At 46.4% G+C, this 18,036-nt stretch carries 22 protein-coding genes; 10 read left to right on the top strand and 12 right to left on the bottom strand.

Going from position 1 to position 18,036, the window contains the following annotated elements; translation table 11 throughout:
* Positions 1 to 33: 33 nt before the first annotated feature.
* Both H6626_10335 and H6626_10330 read right to left on the bottom strand, forming a co-directional pair.
* A complete protein-coding gene (locus H6626_10335; protein ID USN49063.1) occupies positions 34 to 213 on the bottom strand; it encodes a hypothetical protein in 180 nt (59 codons plus the stop codon).
* Positions 137 to 415: a BrnT family toxin gene (locus tag H6626_10330; GenBank protein ID USN46606.1), complete on the bottom strand. Its 279-nt coding sequence runs from the start codon at positions 413 to 415 to the stop codon at positions 137 to 139. Before H6626_10330 ends, H6626_10335 begins: the two co-directional genes overlap by 77 nt.
* Positions 416 to 457: 42 nt before the next feature.
* Between H6626_10330 and H6626_10325 the strand changes: the two genes are divergently transcribed.
* Together H6626_10325 and H6626_10320 are read left to right on the top strand one after the other, a co-directional pair.
* Entirely contained in the window at positions 458 to 643 is a 186-nt protein-coding gene (locus H6626_10325) for a helix-turn-helix domain-containing protein (GenBank protein ID USN46605.1), read from the top strand.
* 345 nt (positions 644 to 988) lie between these two features.
* Positions 989 to 1,459 (top strand): DNA starvation/stationary phase protection protein, encoded by a 471-nt coding sequence (locus H6626_10320; GenBank protein USN46604.1) that lies wholly within the window; start codon positions 989 to 991, stop codon positions 1,457 to 1,459.
* Here the strand turns inward: H6626_10320 and H6626_10315 are convergent.
* Positions 1,456 to 1,959 (bottom strand): HNH endonuclease, encoded by a 504-nt coding sequence (locus H6626_10315; protein ID USN46603.1) that lies wholly within the window; start codon positions 1,957 to 1,959, stop codon positions 1,456 to 1,458. The genes H6626_10320 and H6626_10315 overlap by 4 nt on opposite strands.
* Before the next feature lie 199 nt (positions 1,960 to 2,158).
* On the opposite strand from H6626_10315, the gene H6626_10310 reads away from it, so the two are divergent.
* The gene (locus tag H6626_10310) at positions 2,159 to 2,842 is read left to right on the top strand and encodes an HAD family hydrolase (GenBank protein ID USN46602.1); all 684 of its coding nucleotides are present in this window, start codon (positions 2,159 to 2,161) and stop codon (positions 2,840 to 2,842) included.
* Between the two features lie 8 nt (positions 2,843 to 2,850).
* On the opposite strand, the gene H6626_10305 is transcribed toward H6626_10310, so the two are convergent.
* On the bottom strand, positions 2,851 to 3,333 hold the full coding sequence (locus tag H6626_10305) for a peptidylprolyl isomerase (protein ID USN46601.1): 483 nt from the start codon (positions 3,331 to 3,333) through the stop codon (positions 2,851 to 2,853).
* A gap of 292 nt (positions 3,334 to 3,625) precedes the next feature.
* Positions 3,626 to 4,426, bottom strand: coding sequence for a PHB depolymerase family esterase (locus H6626_10300; protein USN46600.1), 801 nt, complete (start codon positions 4,424 to 4,426; stop codon positions 3,626 to 3,628).
* A gap of 77 nt (positions 4,427 to 4,503) precedes the next feature.
* Here H6626_10300 and H6626_10295 point away from each other — a divergent pair, with 77 nt between their 5' ends.
* Positions 4,504 to 5,619, top strand: a complete 1,116-nt coding sequence (locus tag H6626_10295) for a permease (protein ID USN49002.1) — start codon at positions 4,504 to 4,506, stop codon at positions 5,617 to 5,619.
* Positions 5,620 to 5,639: 20 nt separating this feature from the next.
* Here H6626_10295 and phnE read toward each other — a convergent pair whose 3' ends face one another.
* The 5 genes from phnE to H6626_10270 form a co-directional block, all read right to left on the bottom strand.
* A complete protein-coding gene (gene phnE, locus H6626_10290) occupies positions 5,640 to 6,557 on the bottom strand; it encodes a phosphonate ABC transporter, permease protein PhnE (protein USN49001.1) in 918 nt (305 codons plus the stop codon).
* Positions 6,558 to 6,742: 185 nt separating this feature from the next.
* Positions 6,743 to 7,507 carry a phosphonate ABC transporter ATP-binding protein gene (phnC, locus tag H6626_10285; protein USN46599.1) on the bottom strand — a complete coding sequence of 255 codons (765 nt, stop codon included), beginning with the start codon at positions 7,505 to 7,507 and terminating at the stop codon, positions 6,743 to 6,745.
* Between the two features lie 5 nt (positions 7,508 to 7,512).
* Entirely contained in the window at positions 7,513 to 8,505 is a 993-nt protein-coding gene (locus H6626_10280) for a phosphate/phosphite/phosphonate ABC transporter substrate-binding protein (protein USN46598.1), read from the bottom strand.
* Between the two features lie 353 nt (positions 8,506 to 8,858).
* Positions 8,859 to 9,374, bottom strand: a complete 516-nt coding sequence (locus H6626_10275) for a hypothetical protein (protein ID USN46597.1) — start codon at positions 9,372 to 9,374, stop codon at positions 8,859 to 8,861.
* On the bottom strand, positions 9,352 to 9,525 hold the full coding sequence (locus H6626_10270) for a hypothetical protein (GenBank protein USN46596.1): 174 nt from the start codon (positions 9,523 to 9,525) through the stop codon (positions 9,352 to 9,354). The genes H6626_10275 and H6626_10270 overlap by 23 nt, the downstream gene beginning before the upstream one ends.
* A gap of 88 nt (positions 9,526 to 9,613) precedes the next feature.
* On the opposite strand from H6626_10270, the gene H6626_10265 reads away from it, so the two are divergent.
* The 5 genes from H6626_10265 (at position 9,614) to rocF (ending at position 14,440) form a co-directional block, all read left to right on the top strand.
* The gene (locus H6626_10265; GenBank protein ID USN46595.1) at positions 9,614 to 11,044 is read left to right on the top strand and encodes a M20/M25/M40 family metallo-hydrolase; all 1,431 of its coding nucleotides are present in this window, start codon (positions 9,614 to 9,616) and stop codon (positions 11,042 to 11,044) included.
* Between the two features lie 89 nt (positions 11,045 to 11,133).
* Positions 11,134 to 11,829 (top strand): phosphotransferase, encoded by a 696-nt coding sequence (locus tag H6626_10260; protein USN46594.1) that lies wholly within the window; start codon positions 11,134 to 11,136, stop codon positions 11,827 to 11,829.
* Positions 11,826 to 12,677 carry a GNAT family N-acetyltransferase gene (locus H6626_10255; protein ID USN46593.1) on the top strand — a complete coding sequence of 284 codons (852 nt, stop codon included), beginning with the start codon at positions 11,826 to 11,828 and terminating at the stop codon, positions 12,675 to 12,677. Before H6626_10260 ends, H6626_10255 begins: the two co-directional genes overlap by 4 nt.
* The gene (locus H6626_10250) at positions 12,674 to 13,468 is read left to right on the top strand and encodes a 1-acyl-sn-glycerol-3-phosphate acyltransferase (protein USN46592.1); all 795 of its coding nucleotides are present in this window, start codon (positions 12,674 to 12,676) and stop codon (positions 13,466 to 13,468) included. Before H6626_10255 ends, H6626_10250 begins: the two co-directional genes overlap by 4 nt.
* Positions 13,469 to 13,477: 9 nt before the next feature.
* The gene (rocF, locus tag H6626_10245) at positions 13,478 to 14,440 is read left to right on the top strand and encodes an arginase (GenBank protein USN46591.1); all 963 of its coding nucleotides are present in this window, start codon (positions 13,478 to 13,480) and stop codon (positions 14,438 to 14,440) included.
* Positions 14,441 to 14,447: 7 nt separating this feature from the next.
* Here the strand turns inward: rocF and H6626_10240 are convergent, their stop codons facing one another.
* Entirely contained in the window at positions 14,448 to 15,419 is a 972-nt protein-coding gene (locus tag H6626_10240) for a zinc carboxypeptidase (protein ID USN46590.1), read from the bottom strand.
* A 166-nt stretch (positions 15,420 to 15,585) separates the two neighbouring features.
* Here H6626_10240 and H6626_10235 point away from each other — a divergent pair, with 166 nt between their 5' ends.
* Positions 15,586 to 16,578, top strand: a complete 993-nt coding sequence (locus H6626_10235) for a glycosyltransferase family 1 protein (GenBank protein USN49000.1) — start codon at positions 15,586 to 15,588, stop codon at positions 16,576 to 16,578.
* Here H6626_10235 and H6626_10230 read toward each other — a convergent pair.
* Entirely contained in the window at positions 16,575 to 18,002 is a 1,428-nt protein-coding gene (locus tag H6626_10230; GenBank protein USN46589.1) for a hypothetical protein, read from the bottom strand. The two genes, H6626_10235 and H6626_10230, sit on opposite strands and share 4 nt — an antisense overlap.
* Between the last annotated feature and the right edge of the window lie 34 nt (positions 18,003 to 18,036).

Raw genomic sequence — 18,036 nt, 5'->3', positions numbered from 1 at the left:
CAGAATCTTGATCAAACAGCCTCCTCTAGTAATTCATGGATAAGGGTTTGATAGGGCATGTCCTTTCTGTCGCCCAAACCGTCGAGTAGAACTTAATTCTTCACTGGTTAGTTCAGGGATATCATCTAACTCAAGCTCACTGTCTTTCATATACTTCTCGCTCTTTTTTTGTGGCCTGCCGTGCGCTGATGATGCGGTTTTTTTCTTTGCCATGTTCTTCGTTCCTCAAAGTGTAAACCACTAAACATATATGACCGATTGAAGAGGTTGCCAGCCTCTTATAGCAACCCTCTGCCATCCGACAATTAAATTTTGTCAGTTTATTATTTCTAACATAGGGGGTTTTTTCTATTCTGGCTGGTCCAATTGAAAGTTGTTTCTTGTTTATTAGAAATAACTGACTTAATGAATTCATTGTGATATTATCAATCTTGTATTGGTAACAATGGAGTTTGACATGGCTCGCCCTTTTAAGGTGTATCCGCGGCCCACAACACCTGGACCACTCACGTCGAATTTATTGGGGCAATATGTTCGCGCCAGGCGCACTCAATCGGGGTTGCGAATTGACGATGCGTCCTCACTTTGCGGGGTCGCCACCGAGACTCTGTCGCGGATAGAAACGGCCAAATCCATCGTGTGACTCGATAGTCTTTTTAAAGTTCTTGATAGCTTGGGCATTGAACTCCTGGTGGCCCCATGTAGCGAAAAGCCATGAACCCATCACCTCTTGTATTAGACGTGTCTTTTCAAAAAAAACCGCGTTGGTCAGATCACATACCATCTGATTCAAGATCAATTCACTTATCAATATGACAATCCTGGTGAAAATAACAAAAATTTAGGTCAATTCTTAATGGGAAAGTCTTTGCTGTGGGTGGTGAAGGTGGTATCAAGAATGTGGCATAAAACGGGAATCGGCCCATTTCTTTGCCGATCAGAAGTCGGTTTAGGTTATGGGCCCTTGTGAAAAGGAAAGAAGGTTACGATGAGTATCAATATTGGAATACCAGAAGCAAAGCGGGCAGAAATCGCAAAGGGATTGTCAAAACTTCTTGCCGATAGCTACACGCTCTATTTAAAAACACACAATTATCATTGGAATGTAACCGGCCCAATGTTTCAGGCGCTACATACAATGTTTGAGACCCAATACAACGAGCTGGCCATCGCTGTGGATGATATCGCCGAGCGAATTCGCGCGCTAGGTGAGAAGGCTCCGGGCTCTTATGCGGAATTCAGCAAATTGACAACAATCAAAGAAGAAACCGGCACCCCTTCGGCCCGAGATATGATTGCTAATTTGGTGACAGCCCAAGAATCAGTGATTCGCACAGCCCGAAGCGTGTTTCCAATGGCTGAAGAAGGCAATGATGAGGCTACGGCGGATCTTTTGACTCAGAGAATTCAACTCCATGAGAAAACGGCTTGGATGTTGCGAAGTCTTTTAGAGGACTAAGAGGCCACCTGCGGTAAGTAGATAAGCCAGGCATCGGGTATGGCTTGTCTGCGGTGGTGGGTGATATCCCTTGTTGGCAGATAGTTGGGCCTGTTGGGTTTTTTCATTAAGTGAAAGCCCGCTTGTTGGGGAGTTTTATCGCCTTTTTTGTTATTGCAAGGGGAGCATGCGGCCACCACGTTTTCCCAGCAGTGGGCGCCACCTTTTGACAGTGGTATAACGTGATCGAGTGTGAGCTTCTTTTCGTTCATTCGGATTCGACAATATTGACAAGTGAATTCATCCCGAACAAAGACATTTTGCCGGGAAAAGCGGACCCCTAAAGTGATGTAGGGGCGAATATACTGTTTAAGGCGCAAAACACTGGGCAGTTGAAATGAGTGACTCGGACTTTGAACAGATTCAGCATGAAACTCAAGCACTTCAACTTTACCCTGAAGCCATAGGATTATAGCCCGTTGCCAACTCACAATTTGAACAGGCTCATATCCAGAATTCAAGATGAGGGCGCCAGAGTGTGGCTTATTGAAAGCTCCACCTCCTCGTTACTCTTATTGTCCTTAATGGCATTGGGTTTCGTCAAGTCCAGGTCTTAACGGCCAATATAGGGTTTGTGGCCGTCTCAAATTGAGATTTCCCTGCAGAATTAGGGTTCAATGGGCAAAAACGTAGGGGTTGTCCTGGCGCTAGGATTGTACTATGACCTTCACTATGAATCTCGTGGGGATTGACGAATCGTCAAAGCAAATTTTAGAACATGTAGAACCTTATGAACATATCATTTGGGATTGGAATGGCACTCTTTTGAACGATGCTCATATCGCGGTTGAAGTGGTGGGAGAGCTATTAGAAGAGCACGGTCTGCCAAGCATTGATCTGACACAATATCGGGATCTTTTTGGCTTTCCCGTTAAAGATAGCTACGAGGTATTAGGGTTTGATTTTTCTGAAATCAGTTTTGAGGAACTGAGCGATCGATTTATGGATCGCTATCATCAGCGTTCAAAAGATCATGCTCAGCCCTTTTTAGGAATTGAGGCCATACTCAAATCTATTGCTGAGAATAAACAACAATCTATTCTTTCAGCAGCGGCTCAGTGGCATCTTGACGAGTTAACGAGACACTTTTCACTACATCATCATTTTCACAATATTTATGGATTGTCGGATCACTACGCTCATAGCAAAGTCGAGCGAGGTCGAGAACTGGTGGCGGGATCAACTGTGCCCCGTGAAAAAACCATTTTGATCGGTGATACGGACCACGACTGGCATGTGGCCGAAGCGGTAGGGATAGATGTTTTGTTGATTGCCGATGGACACCAATCCTATGAGCGGCTGATTGCCGCTCACTCTAACGTACTGGCAAGTCGATTTAAGTAAAATTCCAATTAATGGTGGTGGCCACCAGGTCCGTGGACATGGCCGTGTGACAACTCTTCAGGTGTGGCTTCGCGAACATCGGTGATCGTCACTTCAAAGTGGAGACTTTCACCAGCCAGCGGATGATTGCCATCGACGGTGACATCTTCGCCAGCAATCTTCACGATTTGAAAAATCTGAAGCCCGTCTTGTGTATGAGTTTGAAACTGCATACCGACTTCGAGCTCACCAGCGCCTTCAAATTCGCTTTTAGGAACAACCTGCACTAATGATTCGTCTCGCTCACCATAGCCTTCAGCCGGTGCCACTTTCACATTGAGTTGATCGCCCTTAGCTTTACCTTCGATTACTTTTTCAAGACCAGTGATAATATTTCGGTGGCCATGCAAGTAGGGAAGTGGTTCACGTCCTTTTGATGAGTCAAGCACCTCGCCCTGATCATTTGTCAGAGTGTAGTCCATTGTCACTACCATGCCTTTTGTTGCTTTCATTGCCTGCCCTTTTGTTACGGTGTTACTACTGGGAGCGCGAAATAGTTAACATTATAGCTTGATCTTTTTTATCAAACTCAATTTGTCACTCCTTGAATTAGCTTTTGGCCAGTCCTTCGTCGTTCCGCAATGAATTTGACAAAAAAACCCAGCGCTTTAATGTCAACTATTTCGTGCTCCCAGCAACGTATAAAGGGGTCATCCTAGGGGATGCCTTGCATGATGGCCAGGGATATTTTTGCCCCTCTAAACGCCGCATTATGGAGAGGCTCTGTGCAGAGTTAAACCATAATTATCGATTCATTTGCCGGCTAAAAAAGCGCCATATCAGCTCATTGGCTTTCGGTCCATTGGGGGCAGAATACTTATGTCCTGGAGCTCCTCCAGACCATTCGTGGCCCAAGCCCCCAACCATAACTAAGCGGGAGCGGGTATCGCCTGTGCCGAGATCCTCAAGAACAGATGGAGCATTGCTGGGCGCCACTCGGTCGTCAGCGGTTCCATGAATAACCATGATAGGAAGAGGCGTGCCGTGTTGGCAGATTTTTTCATAGCGAGGAAATTCGGCGGGGCCGTCTTTCATGAGCTTCAAGGCTTCCATGGCGCCCCGAGCTCGCAATGGTGAGGGGCTCGAATGAATGGCTGCCGCCCTAAATTCTCCTGGGTAGCACTTGGCGAGTAGCCCAGCCATTGATCCGCCGGCGGATAGGCCAGCTACAAAAACATTTTCAGAGTCGATGGGGTAGTTTTCTTTCACGGCTTGGATGGTGGCCATAATCTCTTTTGTCTCAATGCCGTCGGCCGATTGGTTTTGCGGTAAAAACCAGTTCCAGCATCTTTTAATATTTCGGATGAGCTTTTGTTCTGGGTACATCACTATAAATCCGTGTGATTGCGCCAATTGATCAAACTCTGTCACACTACGAAATTCATCAGCCGTCTGATTGCAGCCATGTAACACGACCAAAAGGGGGTAGGTCTTGCCGTCCTCAAAAGGGCTGGGAAGTGTTAAAAGGGTCTCAGCCAATGCTAACTTTGATAATAACAATAGAAAAACTAACACTGTTGAATTTATAAAACTTGAAGTTTTCATTATCCCCACCCCTAAAAAATCCGTTTTGACTTGTATCTCATCCTGATGGAGGCCGACATTTGCTTGTAGTTGACGTAATGAAGGCGCCCATATACTTCTTAAGAATCGTAGTACGAGGAGGTCCTTTGTCAAGCTGTTGTGATGAACCCAAATCTGCCGAGAATGTTGAGAGTTGCCACCCCAAAAAGCGTCTGGACTATTTGTTTTGGTCGACGGGGGCAGTGGTTGCTATTTCAGTGTTTTTGAAGTGGTTTTTCTGGCCTAGCATTGAGGGTGTTCCTTATTTAAGTTCTTTTGTGCAAACGGGATCAGAGCTGATGCATCACATGTGGTGGGGTCTAGTGGCATCCATCGCCTTTGTTGGAGTTCTGAGTCAGGTCCCACGAGAATTTGTTATGGCCATACTCGGAGACGGAAATGGTTTAAAGGGAATACTTCGCGCCACTCTGGCCGGAATGCTGTTGGACTTGTGCTCTCACGGGATATTGATCGTGGGGATGAAGCTTTATGAGCGGGGAGCTAGTCTTGGTCAGTTGATGGCATTTCTTATTGCAAGCCCCTGGAACTCGCTATCTTTGACTATTATTTTAGTGGCGTTAATTGGTTTAAAGTGGACCCTTGTATTTATTGTACTGTCGGGAGTGGTAGCAATCATTACGGGTCTCATATTTGAGAGTATGTCGAAAAAAGGCATTCTTGCCAAAAACCCGAACCGATTTGATTTGCCTGAAGGCTTTCGGTTTTTTCCTGAAGCAAAAAGAGGACTGTCTCGGGTAAAGTTTGATTTGGCTTTTTTTAAAAATCTCGTGGTCCACGGAATTGCCGATTCGAGAATTGTTTTGCGGTGGGTGTTTTTGGGCGTGGTGATTGCCAGTGCGATGCGAGCCTTTTTAACCACAGATGATATGCAAACTTATTTTGGACCATCGCTGATGGGTTTGGCATTAACTTTGGTAGCTGCCACGATAATTGAGGTTTGCTCGGAGGGAACGGCCCCCATTGCAGCCGAAATATTGCGAACGGCTGGAGCTCCAGGAAATGCCTTTGTGTTCTTAATGACCGGAGTGGCGACAGATTACACTGAAATTATGGTCATTAAAGATGCAACAAAATCCTGGAAGATTGCTTTGTTTTTGCCGTTAGTGACAGTGCCCCAGGTGATTGTGTTGGGCTACATAATTAACAACATGTAGCCGCAATTTCTTAGATTTAGCTAGTAAATGGCTTCACGAATTCGGGCACTGAGATAATCCATTACCCAAACCACAGCCGCAATAGTGATAACTATGGTTCCCACTTCGTTCCACTTCGCAATCCCCTGGTATTGCATGAGTAGAGTGCCGATGCCGCCGCCACCAACAAGACCGATAATGGTGGCCATGCGAATATTAATGTCCCAGCGATAAATAGTAAAAGAAAGGTAGGGGAGAACTATTTGTGGGACCACCGCATACCAAACTACTTGAATGCGATTTGCGCCCGTGGCCTCAATGGCTTCAATGGGTCCGCGGTCGATGTTTTCAATCTGTTCCGAGTACAGCTTTGTCAGCGCGGCAATGGAGTGAATCATTAGGGCAAGCATGCCGGCAAACGGCCCGATACCCACCCACACCGAAAATATAATGGCCCAAATCAGTGGTTCCACCGATCGTGCAAAGTTAGCAAGAAATCGCAAGAAAGTATAAACACCAACGGCAGTGCGACTGTACTTCATTAAGTTGCGAGCCATAAAAAAGCTCAGTAAAAATGCAATGGGTATGGCCAGTGCGGTAGCCATCAGGGCGATAAAGATAGTCTCAACCATCGCGGCAAGCACCACATCGATAATGGATAAATTCGGGTTCATAAGGGCGCTAAAAATTCGCTGTGCGCCTTGCAAACCCTGCTTATCAAATAAGGTGTAGAGGTTAATATCAATCAGGCTCACGCCCAAATAAACAGTTAATATGAGAAGGGCAAAGGCAAAGCCACCAGAAACGGACTTATACCAGCCGGCCGAGCCGGGTTCGGCAGGTAAATTTTTAAGGATGGGGTTGGTCCGATGGACGATCAATCCGCCAATTGAACGAGAAGATCGAGCCCAGAGATAACTAAGTACATTGGCGGCCAGAAAATACAATGCCATGGCCATCGGTTGTTTTAAGAGGTGGTCCAGGCTTTCCACGTGCAGTGTGATCACATAAGTGATGGCAAAAATAAAATACAGCACCAAGAAAAAGTTAATCAACCACGCGCGCCGGAAAGCCCGCTTGCGCTCTCCGGCAACAATGGTTTCATAATAACTATTGGGTTTTGTCATCGTGTCGTCAGCAGTACTCATTTAATTAAAACCTCTTTTGCGTCATCACCGTAAATTTTTGTAAACCAAGCTTCATCAATTTCTTTAGAAGTGCCCCGGTAGACAACTTCGCCGCCTTTTAATGCAATCACACGAGGTGTGTATTGGCGAACAAGGCTTAAAAAGTGCAAGTTACAGAGAATGGTTTTGCCAAACTGTTTGTTGGCAGCTTCTAAGTGATCCATCACTGTGTGAGATGTTGCCGGGTCAAGACTGGCCACGGGCTCATCAGCTAATAGTATTTTAGGGTCCTGCATTAACGCTCTGGCAATAGCCACGCGTTGCTGTTGGCCACCGCTGAGTTCGTCAGCGCGATTGTTGGCTTTTTGCTGCAGCCCAACCACTTTTAAAAACTCAAGGGCCTGTTTTCGTTCATCCTCTGACCAATAACCCATAATGCTGGACCACAGACCTTTTCGACCCAGTTTTCCGGAGAGCGTGTTTACAAGAACCGATTTTCTGCGGATGAGGTTGAAGCTCTGAAAGATCATTCCCACTTGGGTGCGCGCTTGCCGCAGTTGAGAATAGTTGAGCTTTGTGATGTCCTGGCCATTAATAATGATTTCACCACTGGTGGGTTCAATCAGTCGATTGATGCACCTAAGTAGTGTCGATTTTCCAGATCCACTCAAACCAATCACGCCAAGAAATTCACCTTCTTCAACAGTGAAGGAAACATCTTTAAGGGCGTGCACACCATTATCATAAACTTTATTTAGATTTCTAACTTCTAGAATAGGCATTTTTACTACTTTTTCGTGATTACATCTTCAAGATTGAGTTCAGAAGAAGTGATGATTTTTCGGATTTCATCATAGTTAGCATCCGATACGGGAACCAAGCCATACACATTGTACGTTTCAGTCATGATTTTTTTGCCCTCGGGCGTTTTAATGAAATCAAGTAAGGCGCTCTGTACGGCTTCACGAACCTGTTTGTCTCGAGCGGGATCTTCATACATTTTTTGTCGAATCACCCAGGGTTCGTTGGGGATTTCTTGAGTAAAACCCACAATCTTAACTACGTCTTCCACATCGGGGAACTGGGTAAGAACACGGTTGCGAGCATCTTGGATTTTCAGTTCTTTTTTGCCATTTTCTTCAAACATTTTCGGTGCCGAATAATAAGTGGCGCCGGCATCCACTTGTTTTTGATAAACCATGGTCACCACGTTGTCGTGTTTTTGCGCAAACACAGTATCTCCAAGCTCAATGCCCTGTTTTTTTAACAGCTGCGAGGGCAATATGTAGCCGGAGGTAGAGGCCGGGTCAGTGAAGGCAAATTTTTTGCCTTTTAGATCTTCCAATGTGTTGATTCCACTGTCTGCGCGGGCAATGATTTGACCTTTGTAAGTGGTTTCGCCATTTCCATGTACAACGGTTAAGATGGCTTCCAATGGGTATTTTTTAATGTCTTTTGCCAATATGTAGCTGAATGTATTAAAGGCGGCAAAATCCGCTCTGCCAGTTCCGAAAGCTTCAACTACGGCAATATAGCTAGTTGGAATGGAGCTTTTTACGTAGAAACCTTCGTCACTCCCATAAAGTTTTTGCGACACAGATTTTTGCACATGCTTAACCAGTCCCTCAGTTGTAGTGGCCAATGTTTGAGCGTCAATGGAGGGGATGAAATACATCGTGAACGGACGATTTTTAGAGCCCACTTCAGGTTGCTTACATCCAGCCGTGGACAAGGCGACAAGTGCCAGCAGCGACAGAGCGATTCGACGGGTTATTTTCATGGATTATTAGCCTCGATTAAAGGGGGTTGAATTCCTGGCAGAGCTACTAAAAATGAGGCATAGAGTCAAGAAAGGGCCGATCAGTTTCAACGTTGTTTTGGTACTGAACTGCGGCAAGGGGGGCGGCCTTTTCCGGATGCGGAATTAGCCGTCCAAAAAAGTGGGGCGCAAGCACAATATCAGCCCCTTGAGGGCGAATATTTGGGTTAAGAGCCGGCCAAACGAGCCATTTTGGGGGAAGATGGGACTAAGCATCTAAGCCGGTCTGCAATTTCGATTTTTTTCGCAGGGGGCCACTATTTTACAGTCTTGGATTGTGACAGATGGGACCGGGCTGCAGCGAGATGCATTGTTCACGACTTCAGTTTTTGTTGAAAGGGTCCTGACCACAGCGGCAGTGGAGCACAGACTCGCCAGGGGCGATTTTCAAGAAGTGCCTTTACAGCAAAGTACCGCGGGTTGAGTTCGTCAGGTAAATTTTCTGCCAGGGTCTGCTTCACTCCGTTTGGTAGAAAGTAGGGGAGAAAACCAAAGGACTTCCCGCGCGCGGGCACAATGCTTCCGGACAGCTCTCCTTTAAAGATATAGACATGTTCTCCTCGAAGCACTCCAAGTAGGCAGATAAACCGAGCAGACTGTCCAATATATCGATCCAGTTCATTCAATTTCCATCGGACTTTTACGCCAATGTCTTCACCGGCTATATCCAAAATGGTATCGTCGACCAGTACGTCTGAAAACTGCGAAGCCTTATATCGTATCACCGTCAAAGGATCGGCATCTGGCTCAGGAAGGTCGTTCAGGGTAGACTCTACGGCCCCCAGATAACGTTCAAACTCACGCAATTTATTCGGATTTGAGGTATTCACTTGAAACATCAAATTCAGGAATAGGCAAATTCTGCTCCCGAATCAAGGTTTCGATATTATTTCTCCCTTCAGAAAGAGCCGAAAATGACCCAAGAAACAGGGAAGTTAGAAATAGATAGTATATGATTCTCTTAATTTGACTTAAACTCATATTGACAACTTGGCTAGGTCATTCTCGCTCGTTAGAGTAAGGTTTCTTCGCATTGACTTCAAGTTAGAACACCATGAGTGGAGAGCTTATGAAAAAACTTTTTCGAAATTTAGCCATCGCGATTTCGGCCCTCGTGGTCATCGTTTTATTTAGAACTTTCACCGTGCCTAGTTTGCAAGTGAGGGGTACCGAGTCACCGCAACCTGCCTTGGATGATGTCACAATTTTTCATCGTCTTTCAGAGGCCATAAAGTCAGGCCATGATCTTGATCGATTTCGTGCAGAAATAAAACGGGAGTACGCCGATGTTTTTTCTCATCTCGACCATCATCTTGTGAACGAACAAAGTTTAGTTATGAAATGGTCGGGCACCTCAACTGAGGAGCGCCCCGTCCTTTTGCTAGCTCATCAAGATGTGGTTCCGGTGGGCGATGCGAAGAAGTGGGAGCATCCGCCTTTTTCAGGAGCTGATGCTGATGGATTTATTTGGGGGCGTGGCACACTTGATGACCGAAGCACGCTACTTGCGCAACTGGAGGCCATTCGTCTTTTGTTGAAAGAGGGGCGACGTCCCCGGCGAAGTATATATCTCGCCTATGGTCACGATGAAGAGTCGGGCGGATCAGATGGAGCCGCAAAAATAGCTGAAGAGTTTCAAACCCAGGGAATTCACTTCGACTGGGTTCTCGACGAGGGACTGTTTATATTTAGCCACCTCATGGCCAGTGTACCGAAGCCGGTGGCACTTGTGGGTGTCGCTGAAAAAGGCTACGTGGAACTTGAATTAAAGGCTTTGGGAAAACCGGGGCACAGCTCTATGCCTGGAGCGGAAAATGCCATACTTGTGCTCAGTGAGGCGCATCTTCGCCTTAATGACGGATCATTTTCAAGGCGAATCACCGCACCCATTTTAGATATGACACGATACTTGGCATCTGAAGCCGATTTTACGGCGAAGATGGCCTTTGCAAACATGTGGTTATTTTCACCGCTTGTTAAGCGAATTTTAAAAAGTGATCCAAGTACAAATGCGTTGATTCAAACCACAATGGCCCCAACCATGGTGAACGGAGGTGTAGCTCCCAATGTTATCCCTGACACGGTCACTGCGGTATTGAATCTTCGAATCCTACCTGGTGAAACCATTGAAAGTGTGGCCAGCCGTGTTCGGGAAACCATCAGCGATGAGCGAGTTACGGTTTCGGTGCGAGAGAAGGCCGTAGAGCCCTCGCCCATTTCAAGCGCTGACAGCGAGGGATTTCGTCATATCCAGGCATCGGTCTCGCAGATTTTCTCAGGCACATTGACGGCGCCGAGTCTGCTCATTGCAGCCACAGATGCCCGCCACTATCAACCTGTGGCCGACGACATTTATAGGTTTATGCCTGTGGCCCTAGAGCGAGCGGACTATGGGCGTTTTCATGGGCACAATGAGCGAATCAGCAAAGAGGCCTACAAAAATATGATCCGCTTTTATCGACATTTGTTGCTCACCTCGGCCTTTGAACAGGGAAACTAGATAAATCGGTCGGCTACACGAGCATTTCTGACCTTCTCCTTGCCAACTCCTTACCAGATTCTAACGGGTTTGCCGTAACGTATTGATTGATGCTTATTGGCGACTTTCATATTCACTCCTCATTCAGTGACGGCCGGCTGTCGATTTCGGAGCTGGTGGATTTTTATGGGAGCCGGGGATTTGGTGCCATCGCGATCACAGATCATTTGTGCGAGGAGCGCACGTTGCTTGGCAAGGCGGCGAGTTATTTGGAAAAAACCCTGTCAGAGCAGACATTTCCACTTTATCTCGAAGAGATTCAAGAGCAGGCCGAACGGGCTTGGGTGAAGTATAAAATGGTGTTAATTCCTGGTGTCGAATTCACCAAGAACTCCTTTGCCCATAAGGATTCTGCGCATTTTTTGGGACTGGGCATTAGTGAGTTCATTGACCCCGATCAGGATGTGGTAGATATTACAAGGCAGATTAGGGAGCAGGGGGGGATTGCCATAGCAGCACATCCCGTATCCACTCGTCGCTTTGAGCCACAGACCTATTATTTGTGGCACAACCGACACGAGCTTCAACCTGAGTTTGACGCCTGGGAAGTGGCCAGTGGACCCCACCTATTTGATGAGGTAATTGAAAGTCGTATGCCATTTATAGCAAACAGTGACTTACATCATCCCCTTCAGGTGGATTCATGGAAAACAGTGGTGCATGCGCCACGCCACCCGGGAGCCATTCTTCAGGCGATCAAGCAGCAGCGTGTTGATGTAAGGTTCTATAAGGATGCCAAGTTATGAATCTTGCAAAAAAATTGGCACATGCCACGACAGCGCCGTTGCGCTCGCGGGCATTTGTCGATCTCCGTATAAAACTGCTTCACCTTAAGATTAACAAGTTTCAGCCGAAAATTCGGTTTCAGATTGATTTAGGTCAATACCTTGTAAAAACCGCTGAGACGGTGGAGGAGCTGCACAAGGTCCTTCGCCTTCGGCATCAGGTTTTTATCGAAGAAGGATTAGGGCTTAATCGAATCGGCGGAGTGGACTTTGATCGCTATGACTTGCTGGGCGATCATATATTGTTGATCAAAAAAGACGATAATGAAGTCATAGGTACATACCGATTGGTTTGCTCGCTGTTTTCAAATAAATTTTATTCTGAAAATGAATTTGATTTGGATTCTTTTTTCAGTGTGCCTGGTGTGAAATTAGAATTGGGTCGAGCTTGTATTCACCCGGATCATCGCACGGGTGCCGCCATTCACTTGGTCTGGAAGGGGATGGGTCGTTACGCAAAACTAGTTGGGGCTGATTACTTGTTTGGATGTACTAGTTTGTACACCACCAATTTTGGCGAAGCCAACGCTGTATTAAACTCGTTTAAGCCCGATTCCTATTCTGACGAACACCACATTCGGCCCATAGGAATTTATCGATTTCAGAACCGAAATTCGGCGATAGTTTCAGCTGAGCGAGCGTTAGAACTTACGCCACCGCTTTTGCGTTCCTATATTAATGCAGGGGCGAAGATTTACGGAGAACCAGCACTGGATGAAGACTTCAATTGCAGCGATGTCTTAACAATCCTTGATATGAGTCAACTGTCCGAAAAACATGCAAAAAAATATGTGGAACAAGGGTCATGAAGCAGATTTTGAACTCACTTGACCAAACCGCTCGACTTCTTGGAGTATTTGCAGTCCTTTTGTTTTTTGGCGTACGCTCAGCCGTGGTGAATCTTTACTGTTGGGACGAATGGAAGCGGCGAGAGATACGCCATCGGTTGACCTCAATTTCGTCAAAAATTATTTTAGGCATTCTTAGGGTTCAAACAGAGGTGAAAGGCTATCGAGATTTTCGCAAGTCAAACTTTTTGATGGTGTCTAATCACTTGTCCTATTTAGATGTACTAGTCATTTCATCGCAAGTTCCCACAGGTTTTGTCACGTCAATGGAGATTAAGCGAACCCCTTTTCTGGGACAGCTCACGGACCTTGGTGGTTGCCTTTATGTCGAGCGAAGAAACAAGAGAAATTTACTCAATGAGGTTGAGCAGCTTTCGGAAGGTCTTCGGCGTGGGATGAATATTGCGGTTTTTCCTGAAGCTACAAGTACAAATGGCGACAGTGTGCTTCGTTTTCGGCGCCCGCTTTATAATGCGGCAATTAATGCACAAAGAGCCACCCTTCCCATTTGTTTGAATTACAAGCAAGTGAACGGGCAATCTCTTTCTGTAAGAAATCGAGATTTGATATATTGGTATGGAGAGATGGGGTTTTTGCCTCACCTTTGGGCGCTTGCGGGGGCTAAAGGGGTGTTGGTGGAAATGAACGTCCTTGAACCGCTTCTTGCAACTCCAGAAGTTGAGGATCACTACCTGGCAGAAACTAGCCATCAGAGAGTAACAGAACTATTTGTGCCTTGTCCTACTGTGTAAGGGGGTCAGATGCTTCAGCCATTGGTTCACAGAACAAAAGTATCACAAAAATATTCTAATGAGAGTTTGCACTATCACAGAGCGGGCCTGTTGGGGGCCGCAATCAATTTGGGCCAAGATAAGGGCGGGGTCTCTTTGGCTCCAGATAGTTTAAGAAAAAACCATATCACTCAACAGCTTTTAGACCATGGTTTTCGAGTGGAAGATTTTGGCAACGTCACAAATCGAAGCGGGCGTGGAGACACTGTTGGCGATGTTTTTTTCGCGCTGTACGAAGAGTGCCTTGCCATGGCGGCCGATAAGGATTTTTCTTTGGTCGTGGGTGGGGATCACAGCATAGCCCTTAGCTCTGTGGCGGCTCAGCTGAAAAAATATCCTGACTTGAGTGTATTGTGGGTGGATGCCCATGGTGACATTAACACACCATCCACTTCGCCAACCGGAAATTTGCACGGAATGCCGGTGGCACTCCTATTGGGCCTTATCGAGTCGGGCGAATTGCCGGGCTTCGAGTGGCACCCAGGAGGCCTTAGGCCAGAAAAGATCGCCTATATTGGTGTGCGCGATTTAGATGCTGGGGAGAAAAAGATTATTAGCGACCTGGGCATCGCGCTTTACACGGCAGAAGAGGTTAATGATCGAGGCATGTCTCGGGTGCTAAGTGATGCCATGATGAAGATAGACCCGGAGGGAATTTCTCCCCTGCATTTGAGTTTTGACATTGATGGAGTTGATCCCGAGCTGGCTCCTGCGACAGGATTAAGAGTGCCCGGTGGCCTAAACAAACAGCACGTGCATGAGCTTGGAGAATTTGTTGCTCAGACAGGGCGGTTAGTGTCTGCAGATTTTGTGGAGCTCAATCCCGAAGAGGCGGCCAACAATGAAGAGCTTTTAGAGAGTGTGGGTATTTTATTAGATCTCTTAGATACCATGCTCGGACAAGATACTGTGGTTTATCACTCTTACGCTTGAGAATAGTTCAGGCGGCTTTACTAATCCAAGAGCGATAGTTGAGTGTAGCAAGCCTAATAAATTCAATCAGGGGGCGATGCCTTCTCATAATCCGGCGATAGCGATGGGGAATAATGGGATTGAATATTCCGTGGGCTGAAAAAATTTGTTTAGGATTTTTTCTCATCCAGATCCACGAGCCCATTTCCAAAGTCCACGGTAAGAAGGTATTGTTCTTGTCTTTGTAGTTTTGATGGTGAAGGTCATAGAGGTAGTCCCAAACATCCCCATGGATTAGGTATGAGGCGGATTGGGGCTCTACTTGATAGACATTATAGGGCATGTTTTTGTTCATAAAGTTAATGAAGTGTTTGGCCAGGTTTATATCAGGGAAGTCTTCCCTGGTTTTTCCGTAGGGGTACCAAAGGCGATCCACCATTCCAAATCCAGAGTGAATATCAAGTGCCAGGCTAAATGGGGCAGAAAACATTTCGCGTGTGACAAAGTCCACCAAAGTTTTTGTCTCCACTTCCATTTCATTTCCTAATTGGCCACGGTACCACCATAGCCAAGGGCCAAGGCGATGCCCTGACACAAAGGGCGTCGTCTTACCCTCTGCCGATGAGGGTGCATTCCGCATAATATCAATGCCATTGGGGTTAGCTCTTTGGTTCAGAAACATGCCGGCAGGATTAACTACGGGGATGGAGACGAGACGACATTTATTGAAGCTGTCAGCTAAATTTTCATCCCACTGAAGTTGTTCGGCCAGAACCCGCAGGTAATTAAATATGACATGGCTTCCAATTTTTTCTAGTCCATGAACGCCGCCGAATAATCCTACCGTGGGGACTGTGGGGTCATTAGGGCCGATCACAATACCATAAATAGGGTAGCTGCGTTTGTCGGTGATGACTTCAGCCAAAACTTCACATCTTGCCCGGTGTGATAACAACTCAATGGTTTCTTCAACTTGCTCTTGTTCTTTAAATCGGCGCACGGTTTCTCCAGAACTGTAGTCTAACAAATTAATGCAAATGAATAACTAGCAGAATTAAGACGCCGACCATAGTCTAGAGTTAACGGTACAAACCAAATTCAAACCCAAATCAAAAATTACCTCAATGAATGACAAGTCAAATGGAGACAGTAAGGAAGGTCTATCTATGAGAATCGCCATAGTTACAGATGCCTGGTACCCGCAAGTTAACGGAGTTGTTCGAACGCTAAATGCCACGCGAGAACACTTGGAGTCTCAAGGACATCAAGTTTTTATCTTAGCGCCGGATGAAAAATTAACCTTGCCGTGCCCCACTTATAGTGAGATCCGCTTGTCACTCACACCCTATCGAAGAGTGTCAAAAACCTTGCTTCGTCTAAAGCCGGATTCTATTCATATAGCAACCGAGGGACCGTTAGGGTGGGCTGCTCGGTATTTTTGCAAATTCCACGATTATGATTTCACCACAGCATTTCATACAAAATTTCCTGAGTATGTTCACGCAAGGACCAAGATCCCCGAGGACTGGACCTATGGCGTGCTCAGAAGATTTCATCGGCCATCCAGTTGCACCATGGTGACTACCCAATCTATGGAAGAGAGTTTGGCGGCCAGAGGGTTTTCCCGATTGCGAAGGTGGGGGCGAGGGGTGGATCTTGCGCTGTTTGGGCCTCAACATCGATTAAATCTTGATGGAAAATCGCCGGTTTTGCTCTATGTAGGCCGTGTTGCCATTGAAAAAAATCTGGAAGCATTTCTGTCATTAGACGTTCAAGGCACTAAATATGTGGTGGGTGATGGACCTCAACTTGCAGAATACCGAGCTAAATACCCACAGGTTCATTTTGTGGGCCCAAAATTCGGCCAAGACTTAGCTGAGTATTATGCCTCGGCCGATGTGTTTGTCTTCCCCAGCCGAACAGATACCTTTGGACTTGTCATGATAGAGGCCTTAGCGAGTGGAACTCCGGTGGCGGCCTTTCCTGTCACCGGTCCAATAGATATCTTAAATGAAGATGTGGGCTGTATGCACGAAGACCTAGGAGTGGCAGTGGCTGGTGCCTTATCGAAATCTCGAAATCGATGTCACGAGTATGCCCAAATGTTTTCTTGGGAAAACGCAGCAGCCCAATTTGTAGAAAACTTGGTTCCTGCTTAGAACGTGTAGCCTACGCGAGCTTCAAGTGTGGAGAAGAATAACACTTGGGCGCCAGAAATGGATTCCTGGCTGACTTTATCAAAATGGCGAAATGAATAATCATGCCATTGTCCGTACCATGAAACCGATGCGGCCCATCCATTTTTCAGAATATAGTTCACTCCCAGTGAGCCGTCGAAACCGAAGTTGGGAGTCATTTCAAAAACAGATCCCACAGAAAGCGGGTGCTGAAGGCGCATGAAAGCTTCATAGGACCAACGATTCTTTCTTAAAAATTCAAGGTGCCACCCCAAAGAAAACATGGTCAATCCGTTACTTTCAATAGTCACCTCAGTTTCGGAAGCTCCTGTTCGGCTGATAAACGGTACAAAATGTTGCTGAATCCCCACACGATATCCAAAAAATCCAGGGTCGTTAAATGGCGATTTAAGGCGAATGGGTCTGTGAGAAAAATCCACTCCAATAATGGTCCAACCAAAAGAGGGTTTGGCCAAGGTGAGCCCAGTAACCTTGGTCACAGATCCAGGGGTGAGTTTGTATTCGAGGTTTAGGTTTTTTTGCGGATCAAAGTTGTAAACGCCTTTGGCATAAATGGCGGGTAAGGCAAAAGAGTTAAGTCCCGCATTTTGACCCGCCCCTGGGATTTCTTGGCTGTAGTTCAGATAGTAAAACCCAAGCCCGCCCCAAACTTCCCACTTATTTTTTTTAACAGGACGTTTTGCAACCCGGCTTGATTTGATAACCACTTGGTCTTTTGAGACTTGAAGGGGCAATTGGTACACCCTGGGGATGAGTTTGCCGCTGGGATGTGAGGCTTTAAGCGGTATCATCACAAGGCCTTCAGGCAGTCGCAGGCGAATTTCAAATTCACCCTCTTTGTTGGCTTTGACAGGGTGCTTATGACCGAAAGTAGACTTTGCGGGCACGGAAGTGGATTTTTCTTGTTTGTCTATGACCACAATCTCTTCACCGCCGACACTGATCACTGAGTTTGCATAGGTTTTCCCTGTGATCGCAAGCTCCACCCGTTTGGTGTCGTCATTGTATCCCACAAAGTCTGGCTGATACCATTTCACCTTGGTTCGTCGTCGGGGTTTCGCTTTCGATTTTTTTTGGGCCGGAGGGTTAGCGGAGGGGATTTCTTTTTCGTTCGAGGACTGATCTGCAGTCTGTTTTTCAGCTCTGGGGGAATCGCCTTCAGGTTCGGCAATTGACTGCGGTTCTGATCCTGACTTTGACTCTGCATCTGACTCTGTGGACTGAGAATCTGATTCGGCGTCGGCTTCGCTGGCCTCTGTATACTCGGGAGCCGCTTCTGCACTCACAGCGGCGTCATCGTCGCTAGACGACTCTTGGGCGACACCTATCGGAGTTAAACCCAGTACGAACACAAATAGAAGCCAGGTACAAAGATGGTTACTCATTGAACCTTTATTTTCGCTTTAGATAGGTATAAAT

It is taken from the genome of Pseudobdellovibrionaceae bacterium (assembly GCA_023898385.1).
GTDB lineage: Bacteria > Bdellovibrionota > Bdellovibrionia > Bdellovibrionales > UBA1609.
Note: the sequence above shows the minus strand (reverse complement) of the source record. Positions and strands in the feature narration are given on the sequence as shown.

Bases quoted from the DNA above. Each gene is read 5' to 3' on its own strand.
- H6626_10335 (USN49063.1), bottom strand. From the start codon at position 213: ATGGCAAAGAAAAAAACCGCATCATCAGCGCACGGCAGGCCACAAAAA.
- H6626_10330 (USN46606.1), bottom strand. From the start codon at position 415: ATGAATTCATTAAGTCAGTTATTTCTAATAAACAAGAAACAACTTTCA.
- H6626_10325 (USN46605.1), top strand. From the start codon at position 458: ATGGCTCGCCCTTTTAAGGTGTATCCGCGGCCCACAACACCTGGACCA.
- H6626_10320 (USN46604.1), top strand. From the start codon at position 989: ATGAGTATCAATATTGGAATACCAGAAGCAAAGCGGGCAGAAATCGCA.
- H6626_10310 (USN46602.1), top strand. From the start codon at position 2,159: ATGACCTTCACTATGAATCTCGTGGGGATTGACGAATCGTCAAAGCAA.
- H6626_10305 (USN46601.1), bottom strand. From the start codon at position 3,333: ATGAAAGCAACAAAAGGCATGGTAGTGACAATGGACTACACTCTGACA.
- H6626_10300 (USN46600.1), bottom strand. From the start codon at position 4,426: ATGAAAACTTCAAGTTTTATAAATTCAACAGTGTTAGTTTTTCTATTG.
- H6626_10295 (USN49002.1), top strand. From the start codon at position 4,504: ATGAAGGCGCCCATATACTTCTTAAGAATCGTAGTACGAGGAGGTCCT.
- phnE (USN49001.1), bottom strand. From the start codon at position 6,557: ATGGCCATGGCATTGTATTTTCTGGCCGCCAATGTACTTAGTTATCTC.
- phnC (USN46599.1), bottom strand. From the start codon at position 7,507: ATGCCTATTCTAGAAGTTAGAAATCTAAATAAAGTTTATGATAATGGT.
- H6626_10280 (USN46598.1), bottom strand. From the start codon at position 8,505: ATGAAAATAACCCGTCGAATCGCTCTGTCGCTGCTGGCACTTGTCGCC.
- H6626_10270 (USN46596.1), bottom strand. From the start codon at position 9,525: ATGAGTTTAAGTCAAATTAAGAGAATCATATACTATCTATTTCTAACT.
- H6626_10265 (USN46595.1), top strand. From the start codon at position 9,614: ATGAAAAAACTTTTTCGAAATTTAGCCATCGCGATTTCGGCCCTCGTG.
- H6626_10260 (USN46594.1), top strand. From the start codon at position 11,134: ATGCTTATTGGCGACTTTCATATTCACTCCTCATTCAGTGACGGCCGG.
- H6626_10255 (USN46593.1), top strand. From the start codon at position 11,826: ATGAATCTTGCAAAAAAATTGGCACATGCCACGACAGCGCCGTTGCGC.
- H6626_10250 (USN46592.1), top strand. From the start codon at position 12,674: ATGAAGCAGATTTTGAACTCACTTGACCAAACCGCTCGACTTCTTGGA.
- rocF (USN46591.1), top strand. From the start codon at position 13,478: ATGCTTCAGCCATTGGTTCACAGAACAAAAGTATCACAAAAATATTCT.
- H6626_10235 (USN49000.1), top strand. From the start codon at position 15,586: ATGAGAATCGCCATAGTTACAGATGCCTGGTACCCGCAAGTTAACGGA.
- H6626_10230 (USN46589.1), bottom strand. From the start codon at position 18,002: ATGAGTAACCATCTTTGTACCTGGCTTCTATTTGTGTTCGTACTGGGT.